The sequence below is a fragment of the Marivirga atlantica genome (genome assembly GCF_016734805.1).
Taxonomy (GTDB): Bacteria; Bacteroidota; Bacteroidia; order Cytophagales; family Cyclobacteriaceae; genus Marivirga; species Marivirga atlantica.
The window spans coordinates 1,343,524-1,358,581 of record NZ_JAERQG010000001.1; the positions used below are offsets into that span (position 1 = coordinate 1,343,524).

Below are 15,058 nucleotides of genomic sequence, written 5' to 3' on the forward strand. Positions count from 1 at the left end.
ATTTAGAGTATCTTTCTTATATTATTCGCTTGCTCAATGCTCGCTTGCATTTTTTCATTTTCATTATTTTCTATAAATGATTTCAATCGCTTCATTTCATTAATGTAAGCATCAATAGCAGCAATCATATGCTCTTTATTAGCTTGGAAAATAGGCACCCACATATCGGCTGAACTTTTGGCAAGGCGAACAGTCGATTCAAACCCACTTCCTGCCATGTTGAAAATGTTCTTTTCGTCTTTTTCAAGAGCCTGTACTGTTAAGCTCAAAGCAAAAGAAGTTATGTGAGAGAGGTGAGATACGTAAGTAATATGCTTATCATGAGTGGATGAATCCATGAAAATATTAGTGGAGCCCATTTGCTCGAACAGATGCTTTACTTTTTGAACTGCTTCTTTATCACTTTCTTCCTGATTGCAAATTATATTGATTTTCCCCTGAAATAAACCTGTGAAGGCAGCCTCCGGACCGGAGAACTCAGTCCCGGCTATCGGATGACAAGCTACAAACTGTTTCCTTTTTGGGTGGTTTGCTATTGCCTTACAAATAGCTCCTTTTACTGAGCCAACATCCAATATGATGGTTCCAGTTTTTATGAAGTCTAAAATTTCAATTAGTATATCTGAAGCTACACTAACTGGTGTGGCCAATATAATCAAATCTGAAATTTGGCAGGCTTCATCAAGTGAAACTCCCTTATCTATTATATTCAGTTCAACAGCTTTTTGCAGATTCACTTCAGACCTATCTACTCCAAATGTTTGTTTAGCTAAACCTGCCTTTTTTAAATCTAAAGCTATAGAGCCCCCTATAAGGCCAACACCTATTATACTTACAATCATTTCTTTTGCTTGAATTTTATAATCCGTTCTAAAGCTTTATTCAACTTTTCTTTATCAGCGCATAGGGAGATTCTCACATATTTACTTCCATTGCTTCCGAATACTGTTCCAGGAACTATAAATACTTGAGCATGATGAAGTATCTCATCTGTGAAATTTTCAACACTCGTAACATGTTCAGGAATTTTACCCCAGGCAAACATGCCAGATTGCTCTGATTGATAACTGCAATCGAGGCTATTGAGGATTTTGAAGGCTATTTCTTTTCTTTCCTTGTAAAGCGCATTTTGTTGCTGGTACCAATCATCAGATAAATTTAGTGCTTCTATAGCGGCCAATTGAATAGGTTTAAACATGCCACTATCCATATTGCTTTTAAATTTCAGGATGTTATTGATATGATGCTCTTTTGCTGCGATTACTCCAATACGCCAGCCAGCCATATTGTGCGATTTGCTTAAGGAGTTAAGCTCAATTACATGATCATTTGGTCCATTTTTTAGAATGCTTTCTGGCTTTTCATTTAGAATGAAACTATAAGGATTGTCATGACAGATTAGGATATTATGCTGTTCAGCAAATGTGTTGAGTTTTTTGAAGAGCTCATTATCTACCTTAGCTCCAGTAGGCATATGAGGATAATTCACCCACATGAGTTTTACTTTGCTTAAATCAGTTTTGGCTAGTTCATTAAGATCGGGTTGCCAATTTTCATCTTCCTTTAAATCATAATAGCGAATTTCAGCTCCGGCCAGTTTGGCTGTGGCACTATAGGCAGGATAACCAGGATTGGGCACCAATACTTCATCTCCATGTTCCAGATATGCCATAGAAATATGAAGTATACCTTCTTTCGATCCCATTAATGGAAGTAATTCTGAATCGGGATTGAGCTTAACCTTAAAATATTTCTGATACCAGTTGGCAAAGGCTTCTCTTAATTCAGGCAAGCCTCTATAACTTTGGTAGCCATGATTTTCAGTTAACTGAGCAGCATTGTTTAATGCTTCTATTACGGATTCATGCGGAGGTAAATCTGGGCTACCAATACCAAGATTGATAATGCCCTTGCCATTTTTATTCAGCGCATCAACCTCTTTCAGTTTTTTTGAAAAGTAATATTCTTCCACATGGCTAATGCGAGATGCTGAATTTATCATATTGTTATTCCTTTTTTATAACTACCTAAAAGCCTCAAAGAAGAGGTTTTGTGTTTTAATTCTTCAATCAAATTGTAGAGCTCCTTAATTTCATCAAATTCTATGTCCACTACAAAATAATAAGACCATTCCTGCTCAATAATTGGGAATGACTGGATTTTAGAGATGTTGAAGTCGTATTCCCCGATTGTGATTAATACATCAGACAAACTTTTTGGTTCATGAACTAAGCTAAAAAGCAAGCTAGCTTTGTTTGCTTCATGGTTATCTCTCTGTTCAGGATTTATTACAAGGAAACGGGTGAAGTTATTCTTTACAGTTTCAATGTTGGGTGCAATAATCTCGAGATCATAAATTTTAGCAGCCTGTTCACCTGCAATAGCTGCTACTCCTTTTAAGTGCTCATTTTTTATCTTTTTAGCACTTAAGGCCGTATCCTCAGTTTCAACCAACTTGATATTAGGATGCTTCTTTAGAAATTCCTCACACTGTTTTATAGCCATGTGGTGTGAATGTATTTCTTTAATGTCGGAAATAGTCTGACCAGGTAAAGCCATTAATTGCTGACCAATTTGCAAATATACCTCACCAACAATTGAAAGAGCTGAATTTCTAAGAAGCTGATAATTAGGTAGAATAGTACCGGCAATGGAGTTCTCAATGGCCATTAGTCCACCATCAGACAACTCGCTATCTTCAGAAGCTTTTACAACTTCAGAAAAGGTGTTGCAGTAAACAAATGAGAGCGTCTCATTAAAATAATGCTGAGCGGCTTTTTCATGAAAACTTCCTGAAAAACCTTGAATGGCAACTCTTATGTTATCCTTAATACTTTTATTCATTGGTAGTGTTTGTCAATACTAAGCTATTAATAAAGTTGGATTGTTGTAATAATCCTTGCTGCAATTAGTGAAGGGGATAAATAATAGGAATTAGGATGGAAGCTGTAATCCAAAGCAAAAGACTCAATGGAGCACCTACCTTAAAGAAATCAGTGAACTTGTAATTACCAGCACTGTATACCATGGTGTTCGTTTGATAACCAATGGGAGTCATAAAGCTCGCACTGCCGGCCATCATAACAGTAATTAGCAAGGGAGTAGTGTTTAAACCCATAATTTGTGCGAGGGCAATCACAACCGGAGCCAATAAAGCAGCCGCTGCATTATTTGACATGATCTCTGTGAAAACCATTGTAATAAGATATAGTGTGGCAATAATCATCATTTGACCTCCGGTGTCTTTAAGAAAGCTCATAAGGTATTCGGCTATAATTTGTGTTAACCCACTGGATTTCATAGCTGCACCAAAACTAAGCGAGCCTGCCAACAAGAATATTACCTTCCAATCTATTGCCTGATAGGTATCTGTCATGCTTAGAATTCTAAAAATTACTAGTATTGCCACCCCAGCCCAGGCAGCAATAACAATGGGAAGAATATTCAAGGATGCTAATAATATTACGCCTAAAACAACTGAACAAGTAAGGTATAGATTTTTCTTTTGAGGTATTTCTACAGCTGTTTCTCTTACTGAAAGAAATGGTGCATTAGGATTCTTTTCATCGTTTTTTAGTAATTCGTAGCCATTCTCATTGGTTTGTAATAGCAAAACATCACCTATTTTAAGGCGCAGGTTTTCAAGGTTCGAAAACTTTCTTTTGCCTCTCTGCCTAATAGCTAGTACTCTTGCCTGATAGTTTTTTAAGAAATTCACATTTTTAAGTTTTTTACCCACGAGCTGAGTTCTTGGCATAATGATAACTTCAACCATCTTTGTGCCTTCTTCAGGAAAGCTTTTTTCGTTAATATTACTTCTTATTGATAGGTCATTATCCTCAATTACCTGCCTTACTTTGTCCATGGCTCCGCTGATGAGTAATACATCCTTTTCTTGCAAAATTTTTGAGGGAGAAGGATTGTTCTCAATTTCATCGCCTCTCTTTAGTCGCTTTACTTCTACTTTTAAATCTTTTTCTTCAAATAATTCTTGAATGGTGGCTCCTTTCTTATCCTCTGAAAGCTTGTTAATCTGAACCTCCGTAAAGAAAGTTTTAATGGAATTGTCGTCTTCAAGTGTCTTTCTTTTACTTTTTTTAGGGAGTAAATATTTACTTATGAAAATCAGGTAGAAAAGTCCGACCACTACAAACACCAATCCTATAGGAGTCATGGTAAACAGGTTTATTTGAGTAGCTTCATTATTTGCTGCAATTCCTGCAACCAATAGATTAGTGGAGGTACCCAGCAAGGTGCAACTTCCGCCTAAAATGGCTCCGTATGATAGCGGTATCAGAAATTTATTAGGCTCCATTTGTAGCTTTTTAGCAGATTTAGAAACTATAGGGATAAGCGTAGCTACTACCGGGGTATTATTGATAAAAGCAGATATTGAGCTGGTGCCAATGCTCATTCCGAAAACTGCTGCTCCGAATGATTTGCTAAATAAACGTGTAGTAATTGGTGCAATTACCTGTATAATTCCTGACCTGAGTAAAGCATCGCTCAAAATAAACATGGCGGCTACTGTAAGGGTAGCACTGTTGGAAAAGCCTGCAAAACTTTCTTCCGGACTAAGAATGCCTGCGGCTACCCAGACTACCATTACACATAAAGCTACCAGATCAATGCTTAGAAGCTCAGTAGCAAAAAGTACCATTGCGCAAATGATTACTGCAATGGTTATAATCAACTGATAGTCCATAAGATATAATTATAAAAAAATAGGTATGTAACAAACTGCTACATACCTAAATAAATAAAATTTAATAATTTATGTTTAAGGTCATCTGACCACAGTTACTCCACCACGCTCTTCATAAGTTCGGCCATTATTAGCATCAGTACTGCTAAAAGTAATGATATAGGCATAGGTACCTTGAGGTACTGCATTACCATTAGTATCTGTGGTATCCCATTCAAAATCTTTGTCAGTTGATTGAAATACCAAGTTACCCCATCTGTTATAAATGATGATTTGGAAATCACCCACATACTCATTTGCAAAAACACTAAAAGTTCTGTTTTGAGCAATGCCACTACCAGGCCTTACTGCATTAGGAGCAAAAACCTTTGGCTTACAGTCTTCCAGCACTGTGGTTGAAATATTGTATTCGCAGCCAGCAGCTCTAAGTACTACTTCATAAGTACCAGGCTCATTGGCAATCACAGTTCTGCTTGTTGCTGTGCTACCATTAGGTAAAGTCCATAAATAGGAGCCGTAAGAGCCAGGGTCTAAAGTGACAGCTCTTTCACTTTCAACACCAGTAGAACAGATGAAGTAAGTATCTTGAATGGTAGGTTCAAATACTTCTTGCACTGTGATATCTCGAATGATTTCTACTTCTTCGCAGGTCTTATTGCCCTCATCAGAAACCTTAAATCTATAAGTATCAGTTGCTGTTATATTCCACTCTGGAACATTCTGAGAAGGATCGGTAGTAGGAATATCATTGTCATTACTGTTTTTTAATGTAAAGGAATATGGGCCTTCTCCTCCGCTAATATTACCTCTTAATAAAACTGTTCCATCTTCACAGTTGATTTGAGAAGTTAAAGCTACATCTAGAGGTTCATAGATACTTTCAACATTAAAAGAGGCCGAATCAGCACAACTAACATTACTATTAGGGAACACAGAAACTCTGTAGGTTCCTGTTTGCTGCACAGTTATACTTTGGCCTTGCGCACCATTGCTCCAGCTAAAATCAAAATTGGCCGGATCGCCACTTACTAAAAATGCCGTAAGTGTTTGTCCGCCATCACAATTTATATTGTTTTCAATATTGCTAATTTCTGCTGATGCGGAAATGTTAACAGTTATATCTTCTTCACTATCGCAAAGTCCTGTCTGAGTTGCTGTTATTCTAATAGGACCCGTTGTACTAGTAATATTGTTTACATCTGTTGGCATAGGATCGTAATCAAAAGTAACACCAGTAGCAGTGATGCCTTGTAAGTATGCTTCCAAATCAAAGGTACCACAGGAAGAGACTACAGAATCTGGATTGAAGGCTACAGAATCAGCTGGTGTTAAAGAAAAATCTATTACTCCTAAACAGCCAGCCCCGCTATTATCTGTTACCTCAATGGAGTAGTCTCCAATACTTAACGAACCAATAGTAAAAGGCTCAGTAGTCTCTGTTCCATTTGATATCTGAGTTCCTTGCTGGTCAAGAATGCTCCAATCGAAATCAGGAGTGAATGTCCCAGTTAGATCAACTGTAATTTCCTGATTGTTTTCTTCACAAATATCTGGGGTTTGAGTTACGGCAACCGTAAAATCACCATTCTCTCCCAATGGGACAGTTAGTGTGCTATTGCATCCAGTTAAGTTATCAGTTATAGTTATATTATAGCTTCCTGCTTCTAGATTAGCTGGACTAGTATTAGTTGTATTTTCTGTGACAGGTGTTGGCCCATTCCATGTAATAGTGTAATCTCCTGACCCGCCATTTGTTCCCAACTCAATTCCGCCTTCCGCCATATTACAATTAGGTATAGTTGTAGAAATTAAACTTAGTGAAGGTGTTTCATTCACTATAACTTCAACCTCGTCCACTGCTACACAATTAGGGTCTAAAGGATCAGGAATTTCTACTCTGACAAGAAATGTTCCATGGTTAGCTGTAGATAGGTCATAAGTTCTACCTGAAGCTGACATATCTTGCACATCATTAACAAACCAATTATAGGTGTTTGCATTTACATTGGCATCTAAGGTTAAAATCTCATTCTGACAAACATTTTGATCAGGTCCTAAATCAACATCGAAAGGAGGTCCTACGAATATTTCTGCTTCAGACGTACAGCCATTGGCGCTAGTCACGGTTACATTGTAAATGGCTTGTTCAGTAACAGTAATGGTTCTTGTAGTTTCGCCAGTGCTCCACAGATAAGTTTGTCCGGCAACTTCAGGTATTTCCTGTCCTAGTGTTAAAGTATCACCACAGAAGTTTCTTGGACTTACAATCTGACTCAAATCAGGGCTTGCAAATATTTCAATATTTTCGACTAATAAATTATCATATCCGCATTGGTTAGTAATTCTAAGGGCCACTTCATATTGCCCTGGGTCAATGGCTACATCAACTGTGTCATTTTGCTGGTTTGAAGTATACACACTCGCTGAACCATCAGCAGGCGTAATTGTCCAATTAAACACATCGAAGTTTGTAGTTCCTGATCCTTGCAAGATAATCGGATCAGATGAACAGGCGGCAATTACATTTATGCTAGGTTCCTGCTCAGGGGTAGATAAATTTTGAATGAAATTAGGAAGTCCTAAGCGTGAGTTTCTTCCAGATAAATTAAAAGGCTGCAAACTACTGGCCAGGTTAGCTCCCTGATCAGGTTGAAAGCGATTGTCGGCACTACCAATAGTATATACATCACCCGAATTATCGGCAGCCGCATAAAGCTGACCATCAGGTCCGGTTTGGATTGCTCCTGCAACAAAGTCTAAATCCGCAACAGTTACGCTATCCGGATTTTCAATATCGGCAATTGTATAACTATCTAGAACAGGTATTTGAACTAACTGAGATGTTCCTCCATTAATTATTGTGGCATAGAGATAATCGGTTGAAGGTGAAAATTCAATTCCGTAAACTTCTCCTCCAAAATTTACATCTATCAATGCAGACTCATAAGCACCTGTGCTGTCAGCTCTTAAATAATCAATAAATGCCCCTCCACTATTATAAGCATGAGCTATTTTATCGCCTCCTGCAGCATATTTAATATAGCCTGGCATGCTTTCTTCAGAGACGAAGGTTGCACCCTCTGAAACGAAATTAGGAGAATTGATACCTTGTGCGTTCACATCAAATGCTCTGAAATTATTAGTGCCTAGTTCATGCGTTAGAACGGTAGTGTTATCGGCACCTACAGCAGCAATTTTTTCGAGGTTTTCGCTATAGATCTTTCTATTCTTGAGTACCACATCACCTAAACCATTATTAAGTTTAAGGTCTACTAAAGCATATTTGAATGATTTTGAAGTACTGCTTTCATCTTCACTCAAGAAAATGTAATAGAGTGAAGGGTCAACTCCATGAGCTACAGCCAACACACCTTGCGAAGCAGCTTGGCTACCTCCTAGGTTAGTACCATTAGCCATTTCGTTATGCTCGGAGTCCCATATGGTTTCTCCATTTGTGTAGAATAGTAAGTCCCCATTGTCATCTGAAACCGTTGCACAACCCTGCTCAGCAATTATATTACCATCAGTAACCGCTTGGGGACCAGCATCACCATTGAAATCAATACCGGCACCATCACCAAAGTACCAGAAGTTCGCGAGCTGTTTGCCTTCTTCGAAAAGTGTGAGGGTAAAAGTTGCAGTTACAGTACAAGAACCAACAGTTACTGCTGCAGAGTAGGTGCCTGATTCATTAAATGTGGCTGTTCCATCTCCATTTACAGTAAATTTCTCCGGATCAGGATTAATCCAGGTGATATCGTCCGGTTGGCCTCCATCACTTAAAGTAGGTCCGTAGTTCTCAAGAGGAAGTTCACAAACTGTTGTGTCTTGTAATTGTACCTGGCTATCAAACTGATTCACCACTACTGTTCCGGAATCTATGAAAATATTACCACCCGCATTAACTGTTAACGTAACATTGAAACTACCAGCATCGGGGAAATCAACAATTGGACTTATGGCATTAGAAGTTTGACCGTTACCGAAATCCCAATTAATTCCTGAAATATCCTCTAAGTCATCATATGAGGCGAAAAATGAGATTGGGTTGTTTTGACAGATGGTAGCATTGAGCTGTGTATCATACCAGTCGAAACTAACAGGAGCATCTATCAACTGAGGAGGGCTCGAAAACGGTAAATTGCGAGCATTTCCAAAACTGGTTGCATTAAATAGATTCCACTGAATGTTTAAAGAATCAGGTATAGAATCAGCAAATTGGATGTTGCTCAAAAATGATTCGGCACCGTTATTATATAAAAAATAAAGTTCACCATCAGGGCCATTTTGGAGGGCTAATGCTTCGTTAATATTTCTGTTTAGAATATTTTGAGTTGTTAAACTATCAGGGTTAAACTGAAAGATATTTCCTTCATTAGTGCTTAGGTTGTTTCTAGAATAGTAGAGATTGCTTCCACCTACTGACCATTCTACATCTGTTATTAATTGATTAAGTGCACCTGTATTGGTAAGTACCTGTTCGTTCTCAAAATTGGCAGTACTCGGATCAGCCCCTATTAAATCTAATAAAATCACGTTCTTTGGAGATCCTGCTACATTTTCAGAACTGAAAGCAAATTGAATCGAGTCCTGTCCAATGGAGCGCATGCTTAAGTTATTAACTGCATAGTTTTGTGAGAATGTATGAGATAAGACAGTAGTTAGACTACCATCATTATTTATTTGAGCTATCTGAAGTTGATTGTCCGCGGTAGTCTCAAATAGAACATAAAAGCTATCGCCAGCGCGAAATGTCTTTACCAAAGGAGATAAATTATTGAATCCGGTTGCAACAGGAGCTGATGTTACTTCTCCAAAAGTACCTAATGAAAGGTCTACATCTACATAGCTTAATCCTCGAGAAGCTGTTATGAAATACACATGAAAAACTTCATTATTTCCGATAGGAGAAGGGCTAATAGCCACTGGGTGTCTTAAAGTATTATCTCCGGTAATGGCTCCGTCAGGAAGCATTTGATGATTCTGACCATAAATGGTTGCTCCATCTGTGTAAAAAAGCAATTGTCCGTTAGTACCTCTTGCAGCTACAGCAGCACCGTTTTGCCCAAATGGAGTAGCCTGATCATCAATTAATATAGGTCTTCTACCTTGGTTTTTATTGAACTGAATGGCATTGGAGTTGTCTCCGAAATACCAGAAAGACTCGCTATATTCCTGTGCGAAGAGTTGATTTCCGAAAAACAGCAGGCTAACGAGAATTGATTTTATGTAGAATTTATGCATAGCTAAGCTCACTCAAATTTTAAGATACCCATTTAACGTTTAAAGGCATGATTTAATTTTTAATTGTATTAAAATATACAGAATTGAAATTCAGACCGTTTAAACTCAACATCGAAATTAATAAATTAAATGCTTAAACTGATGGATGATACAAAGCCTTTTTATGTTTTATTTAATCTGTTTAAGTGAATTTATTGTGATTGGTACTTAGCCTTTGTCACTATTTTCATATATTTCGACAATTTTGAATACTGTTTGTGTGCTAAAGAATATTTTGAAAGTTAAGTTTATTCCGAAGTTATCGGCTGTGGTGCTGCTAATGATTTGTTCTATGCAGCAAGTTTCTGCTCAGGATCCACAGTTTTCACAGTTCTATGCAGCTCCTTTATATTTAAATCCTGCATTTGCCGGAAATACGCAGATGAGTCGTTTTGGCGTTAACTACAGAAATCAATGGCCTAGTATAAGTGCTAACTTCACCACCTACTCTGCTTATTTTGATCACTATTTTGATATGATCAATAGTGGGGTTGGTTTTATTGTTTTAAGAGATCAGGAAGGTCAGGTAGGGTATAGGTCAACTACAGTTGGTGCTCAATATTCCTATCAGTTAAGGCTTACTGAGAAGCTGACCTTTCGACCTGGAGTACAGGTAGGTGTTATTAATACAAATCTGGATTTTAGCAGATTAACCTTTGCTGATTCGTTTGATCCTGAATGCCAATGCTTTTCAAATCCTACGGGTGAATCAGGTGCGGGATCAAGTAAATTTATTTTCGACCTTTCTTTGGGAGGAGTATTGTATACAGAGAATCTATGGTTCGGTTATTCCAACTATCACTTGAATCAACCTAATCAATCTGTTGTAGGGACCGCCAGTGTGTTGAATATGAGACACTCATTTCATGCAGGTTATAAAATACCTCTTAAAACTGGACAAGGGAGACCTGGTTACACCAGATATGGTGATGAAAGAAGCATAACCCCAACTGCTCAATTCAAAATGCAAGGTCCTTTTCGTCAGTTGGATTTAGGTGTATACAGCACACTAGAGCCAATGGTGGTTGGTTTACAATATAGAGGGATTCCGTTTGCGTCAGCTAATGAAGGGTTCTCTAGTGCTGAATCTTTAATATTAATATTGGGTTATACCTATGAGAAGCTTTCTGTAGGTTATAGCTTTGATTATACCTTATCAGGCTTAGGAATTAGAAGTGGAGGCGCTCATGAAATATCTATTTCATATGTGCTGTCCCTTACCGATCCTAGACGCCCACCTGCAGATAAATTGAGGATTCCTTGTCCTAAATTTTAATAATTTATGCAATTACATACTGAAGCTTTCCTGACTATCATATTAGTGATAATCACTGGTGAGTATTTGCTTACTACGCTGATAGATTTATTGAATTTGGGTAAAGATAGTACCACTAAAGTACCTGATTCAGTAAAGCTGTTTTACAATCAAGAAAAATATAAAAAAGCATTGGCCTACCAGAGGGAGAACACTTACTTCGGGCTTATTAATGGTTTTTTTAGTCTTATTCTCATTCTGTTAGTCGTAATATTTGGGTTGTTAGGCTGGCTTGATGAGTGGGTGAGTCACTACTTCTATTCTCTAGTAGGACAAACACTGGCTTTCTTCGGCATTATTTTCTTGATTAATGATTTATTAAACACGCCTTTTCAGCTCTATGCTACTTTTAAAATTGAAGATAGGTATGGCTTTAATAAAGCGACACTAAAGACATTCTTTCTTGATAAGCTTAAAGGTTATGTGTTAACAGCTTTGTTAGGAGGGATATTAATTGCTCTTCTGATATTTCTTATCATTAGTTTGGGGCAGTCATTTTGGTGGATATTCTGGATAGTGATATCAGTATTTATGATTGGGATGAATTTCTTTTATACTAGTTGGATAGTTCCACTATTTAACAAACTCACGCCTCTGGATGAAGGTGAACTAAGGACAGCCATCATGGAATATGGAAAATCTGTTGAGTTTCCGATAAACAATATTTTCGTCATTGATGGCTCCAAACGCTCAACCAAAGCGAATGCTTATTTCTCTGGCTTCGGTAGCAGGAAAAAGATTGTGCTTTTTGATACACTTATTGAAAAGCATACAACAGAAGAACTTGTTGCTATTTTAGCTCATGAGGTAGGTCACTATAAGTTAAAGCATACTTATTCGGGTATGTTTAGTGGAATTTTACAAATTGGCGTAATGCTCTTTATTATGTCCTTCATGATTTTTCAACCTACATTAAGTGAGGCCTTAGGTACGGATAGGTTGAGTTTTGGTGTCAATTTCATCGCATTCGGAATTATCTATACACCCATCAGCTTGTTAACTGGCTTGTTATCAAATTTCATCAGCAGAAAACATGAGTTTGAAGCAGATAATTTTGCAGCTAAAACTTACAAAGGTGAAGCTTTAGCAACAGCGCTTAAAAAACTTTCAGTTGATAACTTGAGTAATTTAAGGCCTCATAGTTTGTATGTTTTCTTCCATTACTCACATCCTCCATTGTTAAAAAGGCTGGCTGCAATTGAAAGAACAGCCTGATTTCTTATCCTATTTTAAATAAATACTATATATTTAAGACAGTTTGAGGGTAGTGCAACTATTTTTATTCAGTAATTAAAATAGTTCATCAAATCAAGATGAGTAACATCCAAACAGTATACAACTTACAAAGTTCTTAGTAAGCATGCAGGCTACACTTTGTGCCGCTTAACATTAACTATTATGAAGAAATTATTCTTTACATTACTATTTTTTGCAAGTGCCTTGGCAGTATTAGGTCAACAATCAAAAATTGATGATTTAATATACCGAGGGGAAAACTACTTCAAAATCGAGAATTATGATGCTGCCATTCCTCAATTGAATGAAGCAGTAGAACTTGGTTCAAAGGAGCCATATGTGCTTTATATGCTCGGTGTTTCCTATTTGAAGCAACCTAATGCAACTGATCAGTTAAAATCTATTAAGAGCTTTGAAACACTTGATAGAATGAATAATTTTCAAAATGTGCCTAATGAAGTTTACTACTATATGGCACAGGCTTACCATAAAAACTTACAGTTAGAAAAAGCCGAAAAATACTACGATAAATATCTTTCTCTCATCAAAGGTAAGGATGCCAAATTAGAAGATGAAGTAAGCCTACAAAAGCAAAAAAGTCAGAATGCAGTACGTTTACTAAACGATAAAAAGGAGATTGATATAGTGAGAATGGCACCTCCTATTAATACAGAATATACTGAGTACAATCCTGTAGTTTCTGCTGATCAGTCTATCATGGCATTTACCACTTTAAGACCAGGCGAAAGAGGAGGTAGGGCTGTAGAAGAGGTTTATACAGCTACAAGCAGTTCTGGTGGTAACTGGGGTGATTTAACTAAAGTTTCTTTTAATACCAATGAGAATGTTGGTACTGCAGGTATTTCACCTGATGGCCAGCAAATGCTTGTTTTTATAGGCTCTGGAAACAAGGGAAATATATACATCATGAATAAAGAAGGTGACAAGTGGAGCACTCCGGCACCTCTGAAAGGATTGAACTCAACAAGCCTTGAATCTACTGCCTCAATTACACCTGATGGTAAAATGATTTATTTTGCCAGTAACAGACCTGGCGGTTTTGGTGGTATGGATATTTATGTGGCAGAAAAATTAGCCAATGGCAGCTGGGGAAATGTTAAAAACCTTGGGCCTAATATCAACAGTAAGTATGATGAAGATGCACCATTTATTCATCCGGATATGAAAACCTTATATTTCACCTCCAATGGAATGGGTTCAATGGGTGGTAGAGATATTTTCAAAAGTGTTAAACTTGGTGGTAAATGGGATGCACCACAAAATATGGGTTACCCAATCAATACACCTTTAGATGATAATTACTTTACGCTGACAGCTGATGGTAGCAGAGGTTTCTTTTCTTCAGATCGTCAAGGTGGTTATGGAGGTCAGGACATCTACACTTTTGAGATGCCTGAGCAATATGCCAATATACCACTTACTATGTTAAAAGGTAAAATTACAGCAGGAGACGAGGAAAAACCTGTACCAACAAAAATAAAACTGATTGACAACGAGAACAATACCAAAGTAGATTATGTGTATGATCCGGATCCAAAAACTGGTAATTACCTAATCATTTTGCCTCCGGGTAAAAACTATGACCTCATCATTGAATCGGAAGGTTATTTACCATATACCTTAAATATCAATGTGCCTAATCAGACTTATTTTTATGAGTTATACCAGAAAATTAATTTGAAGTTGATCAAACAATTCGATGTAGTGGTTGGGCAGGAAGTAACTGTTAATAATGCCTTCTATGATACCAAGCAATCACAGCAGTATAATCCTAGGCAAGCAAACGAGGCGATGCTCGTGCAGAATGATAGCCTTGATGTGTATGACATGATGGATGCTATTATTGCCACAGAAGATACGGCAGCATTTAATTATTTAATGGATTTAATGTATACAGTTAATCCTGTAGATGATGTTGATTTCTCTTCCAATAGTGATGAGATGGAAGTGGCTAGTCGAACTTATTACTACGATGAGAGTGATACCACTACCTTGAAAAGCAGAAATGTTGAGGGGGAAACTATTTACTCGTTACCTACTATGTATGTGACGGAAGAAGCTGAGAAACAAAAAGAGGATAAGTCAAAATCGGCTTCAGTAAATTATGACAAGTCATTATTGGAACCTATTTACAAAATTTATTTTGATGTAGGCCAGGCTCAATTGAAGGATGAGTATAAGAGTAAACTTCAGCAGATATATGATATCCTTCAGGATAATGAAGAGTTAGGTATTCAGATTTCCGGATATGCTTCAGCAGAGGGGGATCCTGAGTTTAACAGGAAACTATCCAATAAAAGAGCAATTGAGGTGCTTAACTTCTTTAATTTAAAAGCAAATGGTATAGTGCGTAGAAGAATTATTGCAAAAGGTTATGGTGCAACTCAAGCTGACTCTCAGAACCCTGAAGAAAACAGAAGGGTTGAAGTTCAAATAGTAGATTTGAATAAAGCAGAAAGATAATTGATACCACAGACTAGTAAATTAAAAAGGCTGAT

The 15,058-nt window shown here is 37.3% G+C and carries 8 protein-coding genes; 3 read left to right on the forward strand and 5 right to left on the reverse strand.

What is annotated here, in order from left to right; genetic code table 11:
* Nucleotides 1-2 precede the first annotated feature (2 nt).
* The 5 genes from JKP34_RS06050 to JKP34_RS06070 all read right to left on the reverse strand — a co-directional run bounded on the left by JKP34_RS06050 (nucleotide 3) and on the right by JKP34_RS06070 (nucleotide 9,949).
* Nucleotides 3-842 (reverse strand): prephenate dehydrogenase, encoded by an 840-nt coding sequence (locus JKP34_RS06050; protein WP_201918723.1) that lies wholly within the window; start codon nucleotides 840-842, stop codon nucleotides 3-5.
* Complete coding sequence (locus JKP34_RS06055; protein WP_201918725.1) at nucleotides 839-2,002, reverse strand: pyridoxal phosphate-dependent aminotransferase; 1,164 nt, start codon at nucleotides 2,000-2,002, stop codon at nucleotides 839-841. Before JKP34_RS06055 ends, JKP34_RS06050 begins: the two co-directional genes overlap by 4 nt.
* On the reverse strand, nucleotides 1,999-2,844 hold the full coding sequence (locus JKP34_RS06060; protein ID WP_201918727.1) for a prephenate dehydratase: 846 nt from the start codon (nucleotides 2,842-2,844) through the stop codon (nucleotides 1,999-2,001). Before JKP34_RS06060 ends, JKP34_RS06055 begins: the two co-directional genes overlap by 4 nt.
* Before the next feature lie 64 nt (nucleotides 2,845-2,908).
* Nucleotides 2,909-4,705 (reverse strand): SLC13 family permease, encoded by a 1,797-nt coding sequence (locus JKP34_RS06065; protein ID WP_201918729.1) that lies wholly within the window; start codon nucleotides 4,703-4,705, stop codon nucleotides 2,909-2,911.
* An 81-nt stretch (nucleotides 4,706-4,786) separates the two neighbouring features.
* Nucleotides 4,787-9,949 carry a T9SS type B sorting domain-containing protein gene (locus JKP34_RS06070; RefSeq protein ID WP_201918731.1) on the reverse strand — a complete coding sequence of 1,721 codons (5,163 nt, stop codon included), beginning with the start codon at nucleotides 9,947-9,949 and terminating at the stop codon, nucleotides 4,787-4,789.
* 307 nt (nucleotides 9,950-10,256) lie between these two features.
* Between JKP34_RS06070 and JKP34_RS06075 the strand changes: the two genes are divergently transcribed.
* The 3 genes from JKP34_RS06075 to JKP34_RS06085 all read left to right on the forward strand — a co-directional run bounded on the left by JKP34_RS06075 (nucleotide 10,257) and on the right by JKP34_RS06085 (nucleotide 15,023).
* Entirely contained in the window at nucleotides 10,257-11,264 is a 1,008-nt protein-coding gene (locus tag JKP34_RS06075; RefSeq protein ID WP_317193657.1) for a PorP/SprF family type IX secretion system membrane protein, read from the forward strand.
* 6 nt (nucleotides 11,265-11,270) lie between these two features.
* Nucleotides 11,271-12,518 (forward strand): M48 family metallopeptidase, encoded by a 1,248-nt coding sequence (locus JKP34_RS06080; RefSeq protein ID WP_201918734.1) that lies wholly within the window; start codon nucleotides 11,271-11,273, stop codon nucleotides 12,516-12,518.
* Between the two features lie 183 nt (nucleotides 12,519-12,701).
* Nucleotides 12,702-15,023 (forward strand): OmpA family protein, encoded by a 2,322-nt coding sequence (locus tag JKP34_RS06085; protein WP_201918736.1) that lies wholly within the window; start codon nucleotides 12,702-12,704, stop codon nucleotides 15,021-15,023.
* Nucleotides 15,024-15,058 lie beyond the last annotated feature (35 nt).

Bases quoted from the DNA above. Each gene is read 5' to 3' on its own strand.
- JKP34_RS06050 (WP_201918723.1), bottom strand. From the start codon at position 842: ATGATTGTAAGTATAATAGGTGTTGGCCTTATAGGGGGCTCTATAGCT.
- JKP34_RS06055 (WP_201918725.1), bottom strand. From the start codon at position 2,002: ATGATAAATTCAGCATCTCGCATTAGCCATGTGGAAGAATATTACTTT.
- JKP34_RS06060 (WP_201918727.1), bottom strand. From the start codon at position 2,844: ATGAATAAAAGTATTAAGGATAACATAAGAGTTGCCATTCAAGGTTTT.
- JKP34_RS06065 (WP_201918729.1), bottom strand. From the start codon at position 4,705: ATGGACTATCAGTTGATTATAACCATTGCAGTAATCATTTGCGCAATG.
- JKP34_RS06070 (WP_201918731.1), bottom strand. From the start codon at position 9,949: ATGCATAAATTCTACATAAAATCAATTCTCGTTAGCCTGCTGTTTTTC.
- JKP34_RS06080 (WP_201918734.1), top strand. From the start codon at position 11,271: ATGCAATTACATACTGAAGCTTTCCTGACTATCATATTAGTGATAATC.
- JKP34_RS06085 (WP_201918736.1), top strand. From the start codon at position 12,702: ATGAAGAAATTATTCTTTACATTACTATTTTTTGCAAGTGCCTTGGCA.